We start from the raw sequence: 17,761 nt of genomic DNA, 5'->3' as shown, positions 1-17,761 counted from the left end.
ACGCAAGGGCTAAATCATGATCATTTCCGTTGATATCGAGTCGTTCGACCGTCAACTGCCTTCCCTCATCTCGGATTCAAACTCGATGCAGAGAGGAATGGTCATCGACGTACCCGGAGGCGCACAGCTTCATTTCAAGGGCACGCTAGTTCGCAAAGCTATAGGCATTCCCGAGATCAGCCAGTACATCTTGCAGCTCGCTGTAGATATCGACGTCGGGCTCTTCTCCGCATGGCTCTACGATAAGCTGAGGTCGCGCAGTGTTGAGCGAGTACTCATCAATCGAGTTGAGATTTTAGAGATTACCGAGAATAACATCCGACGTGTTATTTCCGAACAGATCGAAGAAAGGCGTTGACTCACCCGCTCCATGCGGGCCGCGTCCACGGGCCCTGGCTCGCCCAAGGGCGGCAGGGCTTGCAAGCCCTGCTCGCGTCGACGCCCGTCAGTGATCATCATGGCTGCACCTTGTACGGCAGCATGCGACCCACAAACATGCCGAACACGTAGCGGCCTACGCCCGCCCCACGGACTTTGACGAAGTGCGGGCAGTGCATTCGGCTTGCCGACACTATTTCGCAACTAACGAGGCGATTGGAGCGCTTAGGCCAGAACGAACTTCCCGAACTGCCCCTCAAGTGGCGGATACGATTGCTCAGTATTCGGCCAAGAGCGCACGCGAGACGCAATTGCCGTAGGAGATGGCCAGTCAAACAAAGGAAGGCCGGCCAGCGCTAGTTCTTGGGCCGCTAGGCGCCCCTCCGGGCCGAGTGCTATGTGCACACATCTCCAGGGTCTAAGCGCGATCGCTGGATGACGTCATTACACGTGTAAAGGCAATGGCGCACTGTCGCTTCGACCTTTTCAAAGAATGCATCGTCGAGCACTTGCTCTTGATGACCACCACTGTAGTACTGCAGGAGAAAACCTGCATTGAGCTCATGCAGAACCTTTCCGTGGGCGAATGCATTGCGCCAAGCCATAACATTGCTGAGTGCTGCCTTGACCACCTGGATTTTTGCAGCATCTAGCGCCTTGGTCTGCTCAAGAAGCCTGGTGAAAACCCGGCGTTTGAAGGCAAAGGAGAAATCTGAGGTCCCCATGATCTCTCTATTGAAGAACTCTCGCTCGAGATCGCCTGAATCGTGCGCACGAAAGAGAAGATTGCTAACTGCCTCAACCATTCGGTCCTCGAGCATCACGGTTGCAGTAATCAGCTCCGAGCGGTTCTTTTCAATCGTCGCGAGACTTTGCTCGAATCCGACCTCTGAGGAGGCGGACTTCGGCAACTCTCCGCTGAAGTAGAACCGCACACCAAGTTCTCTGGGAATGTATAACTCTCTCATGGTCCTCTCGCTTGCGATCCGGGCACCTTAAACGAATTGCGAGGCAAACCTACCGACCACACATCATGCCTTTCCCTTAGTGAGGGATGATTGTGACGAATCATTCCGCGCAGGTATGCAAGTCGCAAGTGGCCCTCGATCAGCTGAGTATCGTGCATTGGCGCACCCATAGGGTGATACATGCCTGATGCTTGGGGTGCCACGATGATGGGCGCAGGTGATGTCCCACGGTCAAGCATTGACCTGGCGAGCCAACTCGCTCTTCGGCTCGCACTTCTAAACAGCTCGTCGCCCCAGTAGTCCAAGGTCTGCATCCAGTCCTTGATATGACCAATTCCCATGACCTCCGAGTTGGTTAGCTCAACTAGCTTGAACTCAAAGCGCAATAGGTCACGATCTAGCCAATGTCGATCAAAATCTTGCCAGTGGCGATAGACCCAGTTCTCGACAACGTCACGAGGAAAATTACCTAGCTCCTGTGGCCAGCGGGCAAAGTACTCCTGAAAGGACTCGATGCCTGAGCTCCCAAGTTCGTTGACCCCTGGGACTATCATCCCTGCTCCATTCTCCGATACATGGACCGTCGGATAGCGTACTACCAGATGACCGACTTTAGCCAAGAAAGCACATCTGCCCTACCCCCGATACCCCCCCCTAATCCGCTATCCTACTCAGACGTCCGTTCCCAGCCAGGCGCTGTCGTCCACGATTGAAAACCTTCGAGCAAGCTCTGTCTCGATACGAAGAATCTCTGATTGCCAAAGCGACCTGCGAGATCCCTCCCGGCTATACCTGCCGGACGAATGGAGGGTGCCTGACCCGCCTTCGCCCACTTGGCCTTGAGGAAAGAGAGAGTCATCTACTTACAATGACGCAGAGGTATAGATGAAAACATTGCGCATAAATGGCCGAGACGTGAAGCCTCACAAGGCCACGGTCAGTCCCAATCTTGGCGCCCGCACTGTCTTGACCGACAGCCACTGGGAGTACGTCTCCCTCTGGCTCCGTCGCGCCAAGAAATCTAACGCGTTGTTCTATTGGGAGCAAGCACAGTCGTTCTTTTCGGCATCTCGAGTCCGCCCCGCTATTGCTCTACTACACTTTCATGAACGCCACGAAGGCATTGCTCTCCGCCAAAGGTGTTGCTTTCGATGAGCACCATGGTGTTCGCGCGCACAACATGAGGGGGGCGTCTAGCAAGATTGCCCTTTCAAATGAGGGGGTAAGAATCATGCAGAGAGGTATTGCGCCCGCATTGTCGCAGTACCTGGGTGAGTTGGAGACGTCGTCCACTCACAGCCTGGAGGAGATTTTCTTTAATTTGCCGTGCATCCATCGGACCTTTTGCCTAAGCTATGCAAATCAGCGCGATCTTTTCATTCCGCTTACGGACTGCGAGATTAAGTTTGATGCAGCAACGGGCGCTGCCTACTTTTCGGCACTCTTGTCGAAGGACTTCATTGGACGGGCCAACATGCGTCACCTTCCACCTTCGCTCATAGCCGATCCAACAGTGAAGGATGAAAGAACGATCAGGTCTGTTGCGGCGGTGATAGTCAGCAAGAGAGATGCCGATTCGGCAACGGATAAAGCCGCCATCGCAGGACTTTTGAGCGGACTTCGGCCGGACATCAATTACCTTGCCGGCTCGCAGACGCTTTGGTATGCGAAGTGCGTTGTTCATGGCCCACCTAGACTGCAGCGTTCGCCACTCACGCTGACGCTACTTGCGATGCATCGGCTCAGCGAAATTTGTCGATATCGCCCTATCGAACTGGCCTCCTTTCTAAATGGCCAAAAGAACTGGCTATTGACGGAGTTTATCCGAATGTCGCCGGCTCAATTTCTTGACGAACTGGCAGCAGAGCTTACAGGTCAACAGTTCATGATTCCCAACGTGCGACCCTCAAACTGAAGTGTATCTATCATGATTAAAATTTATCTGGCATGCGGATTGACGCACGTACCTCGCTGCGAGTTTACTGCATATGTGATCCTCTTGCAGAAGCTGGCGGCGCATTTGACAGACAGGCATGGCACCGAAGTCAAGTACGCCCTTCGCGACAGCGATCCTCAACTTGGGCATAAACCATTTTCTGATCGAGCGAGACTCTGCTACGCTTGGGACAAGGAAATGGTCGAGTGGGCGGACTTAGTCATTGCTGAAGCGAGCTTTCCGTCGACAGGTCTCGGCATTGAACTGCAAATCGCTTGTGCCCGAAACACCCCAATCGTCGTCGCCTTTAAGCTGGACGGGGCATAAAGCCCAACCTGTCGATTACCGAACTCCGGATCAAGACCTTCATAGCCTTCAACTCGGAGAGGGCTATGTCTCACTTATGGCTCTGGGCTTGCCGACGATCGCTAAAGTACTGTCGTACGGAAATGATGCCGACGCTCTGGCAAAGATCGGTGCAGCTATCGATGCGTACAGATGACGTTCAAGCCTATCGACCTAAGCCTTAGAACGTTCTTAATGAAGATTTCATTGCACGCAGGATAGGTTTTTGCCTCTTATCGATGCTAGAGGCTTTACGACCATTTTCAGGCACCACAACTGGATCTGTCCGCCGACAGCAACGGGCCGAAGGCGGACATTAGTTCCAGCACCATGCCCACGACCCTACCCCAGATAAACATCCCTAATCACCTGCGTCAAGCGCCTATCCTCTCTCTCGGCTACAAGCGGCCGTTCGCATCTTCGGAATTGAGCTGGCCCACGAAGCGGCTCTGGCTTGAACGAGTTCTGGGATCCAGTGATGAACGCCTCCTCGCCTGCATAGTGGGTATCCAGCCCGATTGCGTTAACGCGCTGACTGATGGCGAGAAGAGCTTGTTCCGAAATCGATATGCCGTCATTGCTATTGCCCATGAAAAAGCCGCAGAACAAATCAGGCGGAAACCGTGCCAATGACTCCCAACACAGCGAAACCAACGTACAGGCAAGTCTTCCAGATCTTGGGGCTGCTGGCCGGGTCGCCGATCCCGCCAACGGCTGCCGTGGCCTGCAGTGGCACCCCGGCGCCTGCGCCGGCGCCCAACGTCACTTCACCCAAGAAATACACGATCGATGAGCTGAGGCTGGAGTTGCCGCGAAACTGGTCTGGGAGCTGGGGCGGCTTAGACGACGAAACCAACAACCGCTACGCGCGTTTCGAGGCGGACCTGGAGCGGCCTGGGCAGCTGGAACTGGAAGTGCGCGTGGATGAAATGCGGCTGAGGCAGGGATTCGCCTGATGCTGGAATCGATGACCTATACCCTTTGACCCGGAATGCCGAGGTGGCGGAGTTCCTCGCATCGATGTGCCGGCACTTGATTGATCAGACGGCATCAAGATCGTTGCAGTCGTATCCGCCTCTTCGTAGAGCGCTAGATCGATGCGCAGAAGGGCCTTCCCACCGGTGATCGCGGCACGCCGCTGTACATTGGCAGGCACCGCGCCGCCGCGGTACCTGTCCGGTGCATGGTGCGGGACCGCGTCTCCGTATTTCCCCGTGTGAAGAACTAGATGCCTTCGCTGATCGAGGTGACGGGGTTGCTCTGCACGGGACCATCGCCCGTCGCAAAATCGGCGCGGATGACACCGAGCCCACTGGCGTACCAATAGTCCACGCGCGCGTCGTCTACCGACACCTGCAGATGGCACGTATGTTCGAAGGTGCGTGGCCCAGCGGCAAGGGGCAGTTCGATGGTCGCGAAACCGACGAACGTGATCGTCGCATCGAACGGCAGCAGGCGTTGTTCGAGGGGCATGCCAGTGGACTGGACCTTGGTGCCGCGGGCCACTTCGTCGGGGTAGGGCTCCGCATCTGGAATCCGGACCTCCCCGGCCGGGATCCCTAGCCCATGCATGCCAGTGGATTCGAGCGCAATGGGCCGGTAGGTGCCAGGGTCGTGGTACTGCACCACCGTGCCACCCCCATGCTCGTCCGACAGGGTCACGGACACCGCAATCACGTCACTGTTGTCGTAGCGTGCTGACTCGATGCGCGTGTGGGATGCGGATGTCGATAGCTCCACACCCGGCTGCAGGACGAAACAAGATGCGAAGCTGGGAGCCGGAGTCGCCGCGGCGGCCGCGTCTACCGCCAGCGCGATTGCAAGCAGCAGGAGATTCGGAAAACGCTTCATGCAGGTTCCTAAGATGGCGTGCGCAGGGCACGAGTCGTTCAGTCCGCGAACGTGACGGTTTCCATGATCTTCTGCATGCCCGCTTCCGCGGCGCTGCGATTCGCCTCAACCGTCCAAGTGGATGCGTAGCAGTTCCACTCCTCACCACACTACTTGACGGCCAGCACGTGCAAGCGCCGGGCATACGATTGGTCGTCTTCGAAAAGGTTGTACTGGAACTGCGTGGCATGGACCTTAACGCCTGGCGCCAACTGGTAGGCTGAATACTTGGGCGGTCCGTAGTATTCGCTGTCCTCCACCTCCAGTGAGTACGAGTGGGCGGCCCAATCCGGCAACGAGAGGACCTCGCCCGTGTGGACGAGATTGATCTTGACCTCCAGGTTCAACACCTCGAAACGGGTCTTGTCGGCTTCGATGATCACACGCCGCTGGTTCTCCCCGTCACTGGGATGGTCTTCCACGACCGTCCAATTCCCGGGCACCTGCATCTTCAACCCGTGCTTAGCGTAGGTCCTGGGCGATGCAACGTCTGGCGCGGCAGCGGGCTCGATGACGAGGTTCTGCGAAGCGCCCACGACAGGTGCAAGACAGGCGACACAGATCAGGCTGTGGAGCAGGAGAGGTCTCACGGGCAATCCTCGGATCGATAATGGCAGTGGATGCTAAAGAGGGCACCAAGGACCCGCCATACAACGAGTTGCAAACTTGCATTGGTGCCGCGGCAAACCTAGGGACGGAAAGCGGAAAGGCGACCCGAGGGCCGCCTTTCCGCGTTGACACAACAAACGAAGGTGGGCGGCCGATTGCTCGGCCGTCAGCCCTTCGCCATCCGACACGGCCTTGATCGACGGGCGATACGGCCCGGCTTGGCAACTTCCAGCACCTTGACCTTCACCCGATCGCCTTCCTTCAGCACGTCCGACATCTTCTCGAAAGGCGTTCTGGTTGGGCTTGCGGGGTTGGACGCATCGCAAGGTCACGCCGTTGGGTTTGGCCAACAGGCTGAATACTTCACTTAGAAACTCAGGACAGCTATCGGATCGTAGAATCTGCGGCAATCCGTACCGCCCAACGATACGACCGTGTTCAAGCTCGTTCCTGCAGCTCTCACCCCGCAGGGCACGGCGTTAGGCCACAGGTGCATCCGGCAACCGCGCCAGTATGTCGTCCCGACAGGCGTCCAGTATCTCGTCGGCGAGCGCTGCATCATCCGGGCAGGACCGCGACAACACCACCGCGCCCACCGCATGCGCAATCAGGGCGATCCGCCCCGCACTGCTGCGCTCAGCGGCAGCGGCACCAGGCAGCAGCTGCGGTCGTCCTGACCTTGGTCTCGACGTCCACCCTCACCTTCCTGAGCTGCCCTTGGACGTCGCATTCCTGTCCCTGCCGGACGGCGGGTCAGCGTCTTTGTCCCCGACGTGAGCATGTCCGCCGGTCTGGTCCTCGATCTGGATGACTGTCCCCTTCTGCCACGCATCCGCCCCTGCATCGATGGGCGGCGCGGCGATGTCGGCACGGCGTTGTCGCTTGTCCTCACTACTGACGCCCAACCGTGCGTCGCGTGCAGCCACCATCGCCGGATCCGCCTGGCCATCTGCGGTGAAGCCCATCATCAGCTGCGGCATGCCTCGGGGCAGGTCCTTGTCCAGGTCTGTGTGCCAGGTGTGCCAGGTTTTGCCATATGTGTGGATGAGCTTCTCCATCAGCTCGTGCTCGGCCAACTCGGGGATCCCTGGCGCTATGAGCTGACCGGATTTCACCTCCTGAACGTGGCTGTGCCATAGCGCCTTCTCCTGCTCGGGAAGGCCCGCGAAGAGCTTCTCGCTGATGATGTACTCCACCCCCATCAACTTGGCGTCTTTCACGTTGCCGTCGTAGATCGTGCACTGGATGACATCCTCGTTGAGGATGGAGCAGTAATGGTGCGCTTCCATCTGGACTTTCATCTGGCCACTGTAGAAATGGAACCCGTCCAGATAGGCGTTGATGGCATCAACCGGCGGACGGTCCTGCAACACGGCGGCCCCGGTCTCGAGCGCTTTGGTCTTCGCGGTTTCTTCAGCCCCAGGTGCTTGGACGCTGGACGCCGTGTTCCCTCCCCCGCACGCAGACAAGGCGAAGATGACAGCGGCACATACTACGGTTCGATGCATTACGGCTTCTCCTGAACGTCCCACTCGCCCAGCCTGGTTCTAGCCCTTCGATCGTGGGGCGGCCGTGAACAGGTATGCATGCCGTGCGCAGAAGACATGGCAGGCGTGTAGCAGGCCTTCACAGCTCTGCGCACGAACCTAACGGAAGAGCCCCTAGCTTCAGCGCTCCACCCGCCACCAACCTGGAGGACCATCATGGCGATCAAGACCGCTGAAGACCTGTTCATCCACGAACTGTCGGACATTTACAGCGCGGAGAAGCAGCTGACCAAGGCACTGCCCCGCCTTGCGCGCGCCGCCGCCAACCCGGACCTGGCCGCCGCCTTTGAAACCCATCTGGAGGAGACGCAGGGCCAGATCGAGCGCATCGACCAGGTGGTCGAATTGCTCGGCATCCGTCTCAAGCGCATCAAGTGCGCCGCCATGGAAGGGCTGGTTGAGGAGGGGAAGGAAGCCATCGACAGCATCGAAGAGGGACCGGTGCGCGATGCGGCTCTCATCGGCGGCGCCCAGAAGGTCGAACACTACGAGATAGCGTCCTACGGCACGATCGCAGCGCTCGCCAAGCAGCTGGGCTACAAGGACGCGCTGCCGCTTCTCCTTGAAACCCTCGAAGAAGAAAAGGCAACCGATGAGAAGCTGACGATCCTGGCCAAGTCGGTGGGAATGCCCAGGCGGCAAAGGCCGCTTGAGGCCCGCCCCGGATTCGGCAGCTGATCCAGGAGCGGCATGCACTGCCGCTCCTTCACTGCATGATCGAGCCGCTGCCGACGCCTTACGACCAGACGGACGATTGAGGTGGGAGGAGAGCCATGAGTATTCCCAACCCCGCGCTCGTGATCATCGATATGTTCACGTTGTTCGACTTCCCGGAAGCCGCCCAAGTGAAGCCCAGTGCTCTGGAAGCAGCTCGGCACATCGCAAGGCTCGCGCGGCATTTCCGCGAGCGCGGCCATCCGGTCATCTACGCCAATGACAATTTTGCCAACTGGCAGATGGATTTCAAGGAGTTGGTGAAGCTCTGCCTGTCCACGGAAGGCGCGTCATCGGCGATCGCGAAAATCCTCCAACCGGAGCACGGCGACTACTTCGTGCTCAAACCCAAGCACTCGGCCTTCCTCGCCACCCCACTCACCGTGCTGCTTGCCAAACTTGGCGTAAGGGAGCTCGTCGTTGCCGGAATGACGGCGGAGTCCTGTATCACGGCCACGTGTTTCGATGGCAACGCCAGGGAGTATGAAACGATCGTGATACAGGAAGCGGTCGCCGGCATCGGCTCCCGGAAGACCACGGCCTTACGACTGCTCCAAGCATCCAGGGCAGCCACCGTCCTCAAACTGGCCAGCTACCTGCGCCGCGGCGGCCCCGCATAGGCCCGAAGAAACAGCGCGACGGTTGCATCGCTCCTGGAGACACGCCTGGGCCCCTGAGGCAAGCCGTGCTCCGTGAGCACCAGCCTCAGGAAATTCTCGCTGTCAGCGGCATTGGTCGGGCGTGTGGAAGCCTCCATGAAGACATCGTCTGCAAGCGTCAGATACGGTTCCAGCACCGCATTCCACTGGTCTCTGTAGACGTCACTTGCGGCGCCAGAGCGCGACAACGACCGGCAGAACGCCTGACACGAAGCGTCCGCCGCCAATCTGCCGATGCCGTCAGCGATACGCTTCAACGCCTCGCCAAGATCGGCAACCCCATGCATATCCAGCGTCCCTGAGGGCATCGATGCGAGGTGGCCGTCCATGACCGTCCTGTAAAGACGCTCCTTGTCACGGAAGTGCGCGTAGAGGGTGACCTTCGTGATACCACAGGCCTCTGCGATGCGCTTCATCGTCGCACGCTCAAAGCCCTCCTCCGCAAACACGGTGGCGGCGGCATCAAGGATGCGCCGTCGGCTGCTCGCCCTCGCCCGCTCCCACCGCAGCGTGGTTTTGCTTGCGCCGCCGGTTGAGGCCACGGCATTCACAGGCGCCGGAACAGCGCGCTGGCATTCACTCCGCCGAACCCAAATCCATTGGTCAGGGCGAACGCGATGTCCGCCTTCCGCGGCACGCCGCCTACGGTCTTCAGTCCATCCGCCAATGGATCCGGCCGAATCAGGTTGAGCGTCGCGGGCGCGATCTGATCACGCAACGCGAGCACGGTGAAGATGGCCTCGATGCCCCCCGCCGCCCCCAGCAGATGCCCGGTGCTGGACTTGGTGGCGGAAATCAGAAGATCGGGGCGGGTACCGAACAGCGCACGCATCGCCGCGAGTTCTGCCCGGTCGCCCACCTGGGTGGACGTGGCATGCGCGTTGATGTGATCGACCTGCGCCGGCGTAATGCCTGCCTGTGCCAGCGCGATCTCCATCGCCCGCCGCGCCCCGCTGCCGTCGTCGGGGCCGGCTGTCAGATGGTAGGCATCGGAGGTCGTGCCGTAGCCAACCAGCTCGGCAAGCGGCTTGGCGCCGCGCGCCAAGGCGTGGTCCAGGCGCTCGATCACCAGCAACCCTGCCCCTTCGGACATGACGAATCCGTCCCGCTGCTCATCGAACGGGCGAGAGGCTGCCTGGGGCGTGTCATTGAACGACGTGCTGAGCGCCTTGGCCGCCGCGAAGCCGCCCAGGCTGACCCGGTGCATCGCCGCCTCCGCCCCACCGCACAACGCGATATCCGCCTCACCGGACCTGATCAGTCGTGCTGCATCACCGATGGCCTGGACACCTGCTGCGCACGCCGTCACGGGCGCGCCCTGTGGGCCCTTGAACCCGTAGCGTATCGATGCCTGCCCTGCCGCCATGTTGGCCAGGAAAGTCGGCGCAGTGAAGGGCGACAGCCGGCCAGGCCCACGGCTCTCGGTGGTGTGGACCGCATTGACGATCGATCCAAACCCGCCGATGCCCGTGGCAATCACGGTCGCCGTTCGCAGCAGCCCGCGCTCATCGGCATCATGCCAACCCGCCTGCGCCAGCGCTTCATGCGCGGCGACCAGCGCAAACTCAACGAACCGGTCCATCTTCTTGAGATCTTTCGGCGCGATGATGCCGGTCGAATCAAAGCCCGCCTCCGGGTCTTCAACGCGGTCAGGCACGCGGCCGCCGACTTCGCAGCCGGTCCCCGCTGCAAGATCGGCACCCAGCGTCCCGATCCCGGAGCGCCCCGCCAAGAGGCGCGACCAGACGGTTTCAACCCCGCAGCCGAGTGGGCTGACCACGCCCATTCCGGTCACCACGATGCGGTCTTTGTCAGCAATGCTCATGAATCACTTCCCATATAAAAGAGGTCCGGGCCAATGTCAGGCAACGGGGGTCTTCTCCGCTCGGACCTTGAACCAGATGGCATACATCGCCGGGAGGAAGACCAGCGTCATCACGGTGCCGGCGATGGTGCCGCCGATCAGCGTGTAGGCAAGCGTTCCCCAGAACACCGAATGGGTCAGCGGAATGAAGGCAAGCACCGCTGCCAGGGAGGTCAGGACCACTGGACGCGCGCGGTGAACCGTCGCCTCGATGATGGCGTGGAAGGTCTCCATCCCTGCTTGTTCGTTCTCATGGATCTGACCAATGAGGATGAGCGTGTTGCGCATCAGGATTCCCGACAACGCGATCAATCCAACCAGCGCGTTGATGCCGAACGGTTGCTGGAACAGCAGCAGCGTTGGCACCACGCCGATCAATCCCAACGGGCTGGTCATGAACACCATGATCATCGCCGAGATGGAGCGCACCTGCAGGATGATGATCAGAAGGGTCACCGCCAGCATGATCGGGAACAGCGGCAGCATGGCGCTCATGGCCTTGCCCGATTCCTCGATGGAACCTGCCTGCGCAATGGCGTAGCCCTCAGGCAGCGAAGCAATGAGTGGCTCGAGCTGCCTGCTGATCGCGGCGGATACGTCCGGCGGCTGCAGCGCATCATCGATGTCACCGCGCACGGTGATGGTGGGCACCCGATCACGACGGCGCAGCACCGGCTCTTCCATCCGGACCTCCACTGTGCCGATCTGGGACAGCGGCACGCGCTGGCCAGCCGCACCAACCAGGGTGAAGTCCGCAATCCGGGCAGGATCCAGGCGTGTGTCCCCGCCGGATCGAGCGACAACCTCGACGCTGCGGATGTCCTCACGAACGGCCGTGACGGGCACCCCGCTCAGGAAGAACTGCAACTGCTGCGAGACAGAGGCCGACGTCATGCCCATCGCTTGCAGGCGGTCTTGATCCAGCATGAAGTGCAGCGTCGGCGTGCGCACACCCCAATCGGTGTTGACCGTGCGCATCATCGGGCTGGCGTGCAGGGTCTGCTCGACCTTGGCCGCAATGCCACGGACGACATCCGAATCCGGACCACTGACCCGATACGCCACTGGGTAGGGCGAGTAAGGCCCGAACACCAGCTGCGTCACCCGCACACGCGCCTCGGGCGCCAAGCCCTCCGCCACCGCTCGGCGAAGCTTGGCTTTCAAGGCATCGCGCTGTTCCTGGCTGTCGGTGCGCACCACGATCTTGGCAAACGCCGGGTCCGGCAGTTCCGGCGAGATGGCGAGATAGAACCGGGGCGCGCCCTGACCGATGTAAGCCGTGACGATCTTCGCTTCCTCCTGCGCCGAGAGCCACTTCTCGACCTTCCGGGTCGCCAGGCTGGTCTGTTCGATGGCCGTGCCGTAGGGCATCTGCACTTCGACCAACACCTCCGGACGATCAGAGATGGGGAAGAACTGCTTTTTCACCAGCCCCATGCCCACCACCGAGAGCACGAATAGTGCGATCACCGAGCCTGCGGCAAGCCACTTGCGTGCAATCACGCGCGCCAGGATCGATCGGAAGCGGTTGTAGCGCGGCGTGTCGTAGAGACTGCTGTGCCCGCCTTCGACGGTCTTGAGTTCAGGGAGGAGCTTCACACCCAGGTAAGGCGTAAAGAACACCGCGACCACCCACGACACGATCAGCGCGATGCCCACGATCCAGAACATGTTGCTGGTGTATTCGCCCGCAGTGGACCGGGCAAAGCCATTGGGCATGAAGCCCACCGCAGTCACCAGGGTGCCAGCCAGCATCGGCGCTGCCGTATGGCTCCACGCGTATGCCGATGCCTTGACCCGGCTGTAGCCCTCCTCCATTTTCACCACCATCATTTCAATGGCGATGATCGCGTCGTCCACCAGCAGGCCAAGCGCCAGAATCAGCGAGCCTAACGTGATGCGGTCGAAATTCTTGCCGGTTGCGGCCATGACCATGAACACGGCAGCCAGCGTCAGCGGCACCGCCGCAGCGACCACGACCCCCACCCGCCAGCCCATGCTGACAAAGCACACCAGCATCACCACCAGCAGCGCGGCGAAGAACTTCATCATGAACTCGTCGACCGACGCACTGATGTTCACCGCTTGATCGGTGACCTTGTCCAGCGCCATCCCTACCGGGAGGCCCGCATTGATTTTCTTGACCTCCGCGTCGAGTGAGGCGCCGAGATCCAGGCCGTTCCAGCCGTCACGCATGACGATGCCAAGCAGCATCGCCGGCTCGCCGCCGTTGCGGATCATGAAGGTCGACGGATCCTCATAGCCCCGCTTGACGGTCGCAATGTCCCGCAGTTTCAGCGTCTTGCCCTGTGCAACGACCGGCGTATCGCGGATCTTCTCCAGCTGGTCCAGCGCCCCATCCAGGCGGATGAAGATCTGCGGACCCATGGCCTCGACCGAGCCTGCGGGCGTCAGGGCATTTTGTCCGTTGAGCGCCCCAAATACCTGCTGTGGTGTGATGCCCAGGTTCGACAGGCGTTCGTGCGAAAGCTCCACATAGATGCGCTCGGGCTGCTCACCGATGATGTTGACCTTCTTCACGCCAGGAACGTGCAGCAAGCGCTGACGCAGGGTTTCGGCGTCGCGTGCAAGCACCCGGAACGGCTCACCCTTCGCTTTCAGTGCGAACAGAGCGAAGGTGACATCCGCGTATTCGTCGTTGACCATCGGGCCGATCACGCCTGCCGGCAGGTTCGCCGCTTCGTCGGCCATCTTCTTGCGCGCCTGGTAGAACTCCTCCTGCACGGCTGAAGGGGGCGTGCCGTCCTGCAATGTCAGCGTGGTGAAGGACAAGCCAGGCCGCGTGTAGGTTTCGCTGCGGTCATACCAGCGCAGTTCCTGCAGTCGCTTTTCAAGCTTCTCGGCGACCTGGTCCTGCATTTCCGTCGGCGTGGCACCTGGCCAGGCCGTCACGATGGTCATGACCTTGACGGTGAACGCGGGGTCCTCTGCGCGGCCGAGCTGGAAGAACGACACGATGCCGGCAACGGAAATCAGAAAGATCAGAAAGACCGTGATGGCGCGCTCGCGCACCGCAAGCGCGGACAGGTTGAACCCACTCACTGATGGGCCCCATCTGCAGCGGTGCTCTTGGCCGTGTCAGCCAGACGAACCACCTGCCCTTCCCGCAGCAGGTGTGCGCCAAGCGCCGCCACGCGATCCGAGGCCTTCAACCTGCCCTCGACCAAGGCCTGATCGTCGCCCAGCTGCTTGACGGCGACCGGCGTCCAGCTGGCTTTGAGCGGCTCACCGCTGATCACCCATACGCCGGTTCCGGTGCCGGGATCGAACAACGCGCCCAGCGGAACCTCAAAACCAGCCGGGACGCCGGCAGGCGCCGAGCCTGCAAGCTCGACCGCCACCCTTGAACCCAGCGGCAGTGGGGCGCTGCCCTCTTCCAACGTGTAACGGGCTTCGAAGGTCCGGGTTGCGGCGTCTGCCGATTCAGAGAGCACGCGCAACCGCGCGGGAATCCTGCCGTTTCCCCCGAACGAAGACGCCAAGGCGACCGAGCCGATCAGGGGACGAAGCGTTTCCGGCAGTTGGACGACCGCCTCTCGGCTCCCCGCGCGGGCAAGCCGGGCAACCACCTGCCCCGCCGCCACGACCTGACCCGGCTCGGCGTTGATGGTCATGACCACCCCGTCGGCATCGGCAACGAGCGCTGTGTACTGGCTCGCATTGCGCGCAACCCGGGCCTGGGATTCGGCCGCTCCGAGCTGTGCGGCCGCCGCATCGGCCGCCGCTTTTATCTGGTCGTAGGATGATCGTGACACGACGCCCTGGGCCGCCAGATCGCGATACCGCGCTTCGTCGGCCGTGGCCTGCACGCTCTGCGCACGCGCCGCGATGACGGCCTGCTGCTGGGCGGCCGCGGCCAGGTTCAGATCGTTGGGGTCCATCCGGTAGAGCACATCGCCGCGCTTGACCGTCTGACCCGTCTCGACGAGCCGCTCAGTAAGCTTGCCTCCCACCCGGAATGCCAGATCGCTCTGCACCCGTGCCGCGATGGTGCCGGTGAATGTGCGCGCGTTTCCCGCGCCCGGTTGCACGGTGGCAACCCGGACGATGGGCGGCGCGGTCCGGGGGTCGATGTCATCCGACGTTCCGCAGGCTGCAAGGAACAACGGAACAACACAGGAAATGGCTGTGAGTACAAAACGGCGCCGCATACAGACTTCCGGAGTGGGGTATCCGGACGCATTCTGTTCCTAGTGACCATTTACGTCAATAGTCACTACCGTAGCGGGGAAAGACTCCGAATGACCAGGTCCTGCAGCGCGGTGGGCGCCTCCTCATGCCAGGCCGACAGGTGGGGAAGCGTCACCGGGTTCAGATATGGCACCAGCACCTGGTACACCGCACGGCTGGTCTCTTCCAGCGGCGTTGAGTTCTCAAATGCACCGGAAGCGCGACCAGCTTCCAGGATCTCTTCGACAAGCTGCCGGATGCGGCCTTGGTAGGCCTGGGTCGAGGGCCAGTGATCGGTCGCGGCTGCCACCGCAATCTCATAGAGCCGGCGATCCTGGAGGAACAGGCGAAGACTGGCCCCCACGATGACGGTGAACAGAACACGAAGCCTTTCAGGCGGCGCTTGAACGCCCTTCAAGGCCGCATGCACCTCGCTTTCGATCTGCCCGAGGCAATTGGCGCAGATGACCTCCCCGATGGCCTGTTTGGAGGCAAAGAACTTGTAGATGTAGGCCTTGGAGAAACCGATGGCCTTGGCCAGGTCGGACACCGTGGTCTTGTCGTAGCCGTAGTGACTGAAGTGCGCGGTGGCCGCCTCGATGATCTGCGTGCGCACATCGTGCTCAGCGGGGCCGCGCCCGGCGTCGAGCGCTGCGGAGGGTGAAATGGACATGGGCCAAGGGTAGCGCCGCGGAGTGAACCGGGCAAACGGTGACCGATCGGGTATGCGTTCACCCCAGCCTGTTGCCGTGGTGACCGCAACGGCACAGCGCCGAAGGCCGGTCTCAGGCCACAGGGGCATCCGGCAACCGCGCCAGTATGTCGTCACGACAGGCATCCAGAATCTCGTCGGCCAGCGCCGCATCATCCGGGCAGGACCGCGACAACACCACCGCGCCCACCGCCTGCGCAATCAGGGCGATCCGCCGCGCACGGCTGCGCTTGGCAGCAGTGGCATCCACCTGGCCCTCGGGACCTGCTCCCGCTGCCAGCCGCCCTTCGATACCGGTTGCGAACGCAGCCTTGACCGACGCCGGCTGACGCGCGGCGTCCGTGCACAGCGCCGCCATCGTGCAGCCTTGCCCTGGCGCATCCCGGTGTTCACGGGACAGGTAACAGGTCAGGAACGCACGCAGATCGGTCTCGGCCAAGGCCTCGGCGGATGCCTCAAAACCACAGGTGGCCGCTTCAGCCATCAGGTCGGTCTTGGAGGCGAAGTGCTTGTAGAAGCCGCCGTGGGTAAAGCCCGCGGCCCCCATCAGGTCTGCCACGCCAACGCCATCGTATCCCCGCTCCCGGAACAGCGTGGAGGCGGTTTCGACGATGTGCGCCCGGTTGGCCTGCGCCTGTGCCTTGGTGACCTTCATGACCGATGCCTTGCAACGCTGTGCTGCGGAAGTACGTCACTTTACCACATTTAGATTACATGCATCATCAAACCATTGACATCTAAGATTACGGTCATCATCATTGAACCACCTGCCGTCCCAGAGGGGGCTTCGGCCCCTTCGCAACAGCCCTCTCAACGATCACGACCCCACACCCCATGAAGACCCCGACGCTCTTCCAGCCCTACCCCCTTGGCCCGATAACGCTGGCCAACCGCATCGTGATGGCGCCGCTGACGCGCAACCGCGCCGGCGCCGGTCTGGTACCCAGTCCATTGGCCGCCACCTACTACGCCCAGCGCGCCTCGGCCGGCCTGATCATCACCGAGGCCACCCAGATCTCGGCCCAGGCCCAGGGCTACCAGGACACGCCGGGGCTCTACTCGCAGGACCAGATCGACGGCTGGCGTCAGGTCACCGATGCCGTGCATGCCCGGGGCGGGCGCATCTTCGTGCAGTTGTGGCACGTGGGCCGCATCTCGCACGTGGATCTCCAGCCGGGTAACGCCGCGCCGGTTTCCGCCTCGGCCATTCGCGCGCAGACCAAGACCTTCGTCCACAACGGCTTTGTCGATGTGTCCGAACCGCGCGCATTGGAGATCGACGAGCTGCCGGCCATCGTCAACGACTTCCGCCAGGCTGCCGCCAATGCCATCGCCGCCGGTTTTGACGGCGTGGAAATCCACGGTGCCAACGGCTACCTGCTCGAACAGTTCATCAAGGACGGCGCCAACCAGCGCACCGATGCCTACGGCGGCTCCATCGAGAACCGTGCGCGCCTGCTGCTGGAGGTCACCGCCGCCGTGGCCGAGGAGATCGGCGCGGATCGTACCGGCGTGCGCATCTCGCCGGTCTCGCCGGCCAACGCCATCGCCACGGTCAGCGACCCGCAGCCGCAGTATGACTACATCGTCGACCAGCTCAGCGCGCTCGGCATCATCTACCTGCATGTGGTCGAAGGTGCGACGGGCGGCCCACGTGACGTGGCGCCCTTCGACTTCGACGGGCTGCGCGGTCGTTTCAAGGGGACCTATCTGGCCAACAACGGCTATGACCTGGAGCTGGCCAACGCACACCTCGCCGAAAACAAGGCAGATCTCGTTGCGTTTGGCCGTGCCTTCATCAGCAATCCCGATCTGGTGGAACGCCTGAAGACCGGCGCAACCTTGAACCCATTGAATCCGGCCACGTTGTACGGGGGTGGCGCGGAGGGTTACACCGACTACCCCACATTGACGGACACGACGCCGCAGTAACCCGTTCGACAGCCGC

Annotated in this window: 17 protein-coding genes and 1 pseudogene; 7 read left to right on the top strand and 11 right to left on the bottom strand. The window is 61.4% G+C overall.

Annotation, left to right across the window (positions count from 1 at the left end; genetic code table 11):
• Window positions 1-16 precede the first annotated feature (16 nt).
• Window positions 17-358, top strand: coding sequence for a hypothetical protein (locus ABE473_RS00900; protein ID WP_346488122.1), 342 nt, complete (start codon window positions 17-19; stop codon window positions 356-358).
• A 415-nt stretch (window positions 359-773) separates the two neighbouring features.
• Here the strand turns inward: ABE473_RS00900 and ABE473_RS00895 are convergent, their stop codons facing one another.
• A complete protein-coding gene (locus ABE473_RS00895; protein ID WP_346488121.1) occupies window positions 774-1,346 on the bottom strand; it encodes a hypothetical protein in 573 nt (190 codons plus the stop codon).
• A 1,036-nt stretch (window positions 1,347-2,382) separates the two neighbouring features.
• Here ABE473_RS00895 and ABE473_RS00890 point away from each other — a divergent pair.
• The 3 genes from ABE473_RS00890 (at window position 2,383) to ABE473_RS00880 (ending at window position 4,583) form a co-directional block, all read left to right on the top strand.
• Window positions 2,383-3,261 (top strand): YaaC family protein, encoded by an 879-nt coding sequence (locus ABE473_RS00890; RefSeq protein WP_346488279.1) that lies wholly within the window; start codon window positions 2,383-2,385, stop codon window positions 3,259-3,261.
• Between the two features lie 12 nt (window positions 3,262-3,273).
• Window positions 3,274-3,609: a hypothetical protein gene (locus tag ABE473_RS00885; RefSeq protein WP_346488120.1), complete on the top strand. Its 336-nt coding sequence runs from the start codon at window positions 3,274-3,276 to the stop codon at window positions 3,607-3,609.
• Window positions 3,610-4,256: 647 nt separating this feature from the next.
• Window positions 4,257-4,583, top strand: coding sequence for a hypothetical protein (locus ABE473_RS00880; RefSeq protein WP_346488119.1), 327 nt, complete (start codon window positions 4,257-4,259; stop codon window positions 4,581-4,583).
• A 268-nt stretch (window positions 4,584-4,851) separates the two neighbouring features.
• On the opposite strand, the gene ABE473_RS00875 is transcribed toward ABE473_RS00880, so the two are convergent.
• The 4 genes and pseudogenes from ABE473_RS00875 to ABE473_RS00860 all read right to left on the bottom strand — a co-directional run bounded on the left by ABE473_RS00875 (window position 4,852) and on the right by ABE473_RS00860 (window position 7,634).
• Window positions 4,852-5,478, bottom strand: a complete 627-nt coding sequence (locus ABE473_RS00875; protein ID WP_346488118.1) for a hypothetical protein — start codon at window positions 5,476-5,478, stop codon at window positions 4,852-4,854.
• 149 nt (window positions 5,479-5,627) lie between these two features.
• Window positions 5,628-6,107 (bottom strand): hypothetical protein, encoded by a 480-nt coding sequence (locus ABE473_RS00870; protein WP_346488117.1) that lies wholly within the window; start codon window positions 6,105-6,107, stop codon window positions 5,628-5,630.
• A gap of 498 nt (window positions 6,108-6,605) precedes the next feature.
• Window positions 6,606-6,743 (bottom strand): annotated as a pseudogene (locus tag ABE473_RS00865) (TetR/AcrR family transcriptional regulator); the annotation flags it as partial.
• Between the two features lie 81 nt (window positions 6,744-6,824).
• Entirely contained in the window at window positions 6,825-7,634 is an 810-nt protein-coding gene (locus tag ABE473_RS00860) for an OBAP family protein (protein WP_346488116.1), read from the bottom strand.
• 195 nt (window positions 7,635-7,829) lie between these two features.
• On the opposite strand from ABE473_RS00860, the gene ABE473_RS00855 reads away from it, so the two are divergent.
• Complete coding sequence (locus tag ABE473_RS00855) at window positions 7,830-8,351, top strand: DUF892 family protein (protein WP_346488115.1); 522 nt, start codon at window positions 7,830-7,832, stop codon at window positions 8,349-8,351.
• A gap of 95 nt (window positions 8,352-8,446) precedes the next feature.
• Window positions 8,447-9,007, top strand: a complete 561-nt coding sequence (locus ABE473_RS00850; RefSeq protein ID WP_346488114.1) for an isochorismatase family cysteine hydrolase — start codon at window positions 8,447-8,449, stop codon at window positions 9,005-9,007.
• Here ABE473_RS00850 and ABE473_RS00845 read toward each other — a convergent pair.
• The 6 genes from ABE473_RS00845 to ABE473_RS00820 form a co-directional block, all read right to left on the bottom strand.
• A complete protein-coding gene (locus ABE473_RS00845; protein WP_346488113.1) occupies window positions 8,980-9,588 on the bottom strand; it encodes a helix-turn-helix domain-containing protein in 609 nt (202 codons plus the stop codon). The genes ABE473_RS00850 and ABE473_RS00845 overlap by 28 nt on opposite strands.
• A gap of 5 nt (window positions 9,589-9,593) precedes the next feature.
• Window positions 9,594-10,871 carry a beta-ketoacyl-ACP synthase II gene (gene fabF / locus ABE473_RS00840; protein WP_346488112.1) on the bottom strand — a complete coding sequence of 426 codons (1,278 nt, stop codon included), beginning with the start codon at window positions 10,869-10,871 and terminating at the stop codon, window positions 9,594-9,596.
• A gap of 36 nt (window positions 10,872-10,907) precedes the next feature.
• Complete coding sequence (locus tag ABE473_RS00835) at window positions 10,908-13,973, bottom strand: efflux RND transporter permease subunit (protein ID WP_346488111.1); 3,066 nt, start codon at window positions 13,971-13,973, stop codon at window positions 10,908-10,910.
• On the bottom strand, window positions 13,970-15,082 hold the full coding sequence (locus tag ABE473_RS00830; protein ID WP_346488110.1) for an efflux RND transporter periplasmic adaptor subunit: 1,113 nt from the start codon (window positions 15,080-15,082) through the stop codon (window positions 13,970-13,972). Before ABE473_RS00830 ends, ABE473_RS00835 begins: the two co-directional genes overlap by 4 nt.
• Before the next feature lie 65 nt (window positions 15,083-15,147).
• Window positions 15,148-15,774 (bottom strand): TetR/AcrR family transcriptional regulator, encoded by a 627-nt coding sequence (locus ABE473_RS00825; protein ID WP_346488109.1) that lies wholly within the window; start codon window positions 15,772-15,774, stop codon window positions 15,148-15,150.
• A gap of 112 nt (window positions 15,775-15,886) precedes the next feature.
• Window positions 15,887-16,468, bottom strand: coding sequence for a TetR family transcriptional regulator (locus ABE473_RS00820; RefSeq protein ID WP_346488108.1), 582 nt, complete (start codon window positions 16,466-16,468; stop codon window positions 15,887-15,889).
• Window positions 16,469-16,647: 179 nt separating this feature from the next.
• On the opposite strand from ABE473_RS00820, the gene ABE473_RS00815 reads away from it, so the two are divergent.
• On the top strand, window positions 16,648-17,745 hold the full coding sequence (locus ABE473_RS00815) for an alkene reductase (RefSeq protein WP_346488107.1): 1,098 nt from the start codon (window positions 16,648-16,650) through the stop codon (window positions 17,743-17,745).
• The last annotated feature ends 16 nt before the right edge of the window (window positions 17,746-17,761 follow it).

The sequence above is a fragment of the Stenotrophomonas sp. TWI700 genome (assembly GCF_039673645.1).
GTDB classification, from domain to species: domain Bacteria; phylum Pseudomonadota; class Gammaproteobacteria; order Xanthomonadales; family Xanthomonadaceae; genus Stenotrophomonas; species Stenotrophomonas maltophilia_AA.
Note: the sequence above shows the minus strand (reverse complement) of the source record. Positions and strands in the feature narration are given on the sequence as shown.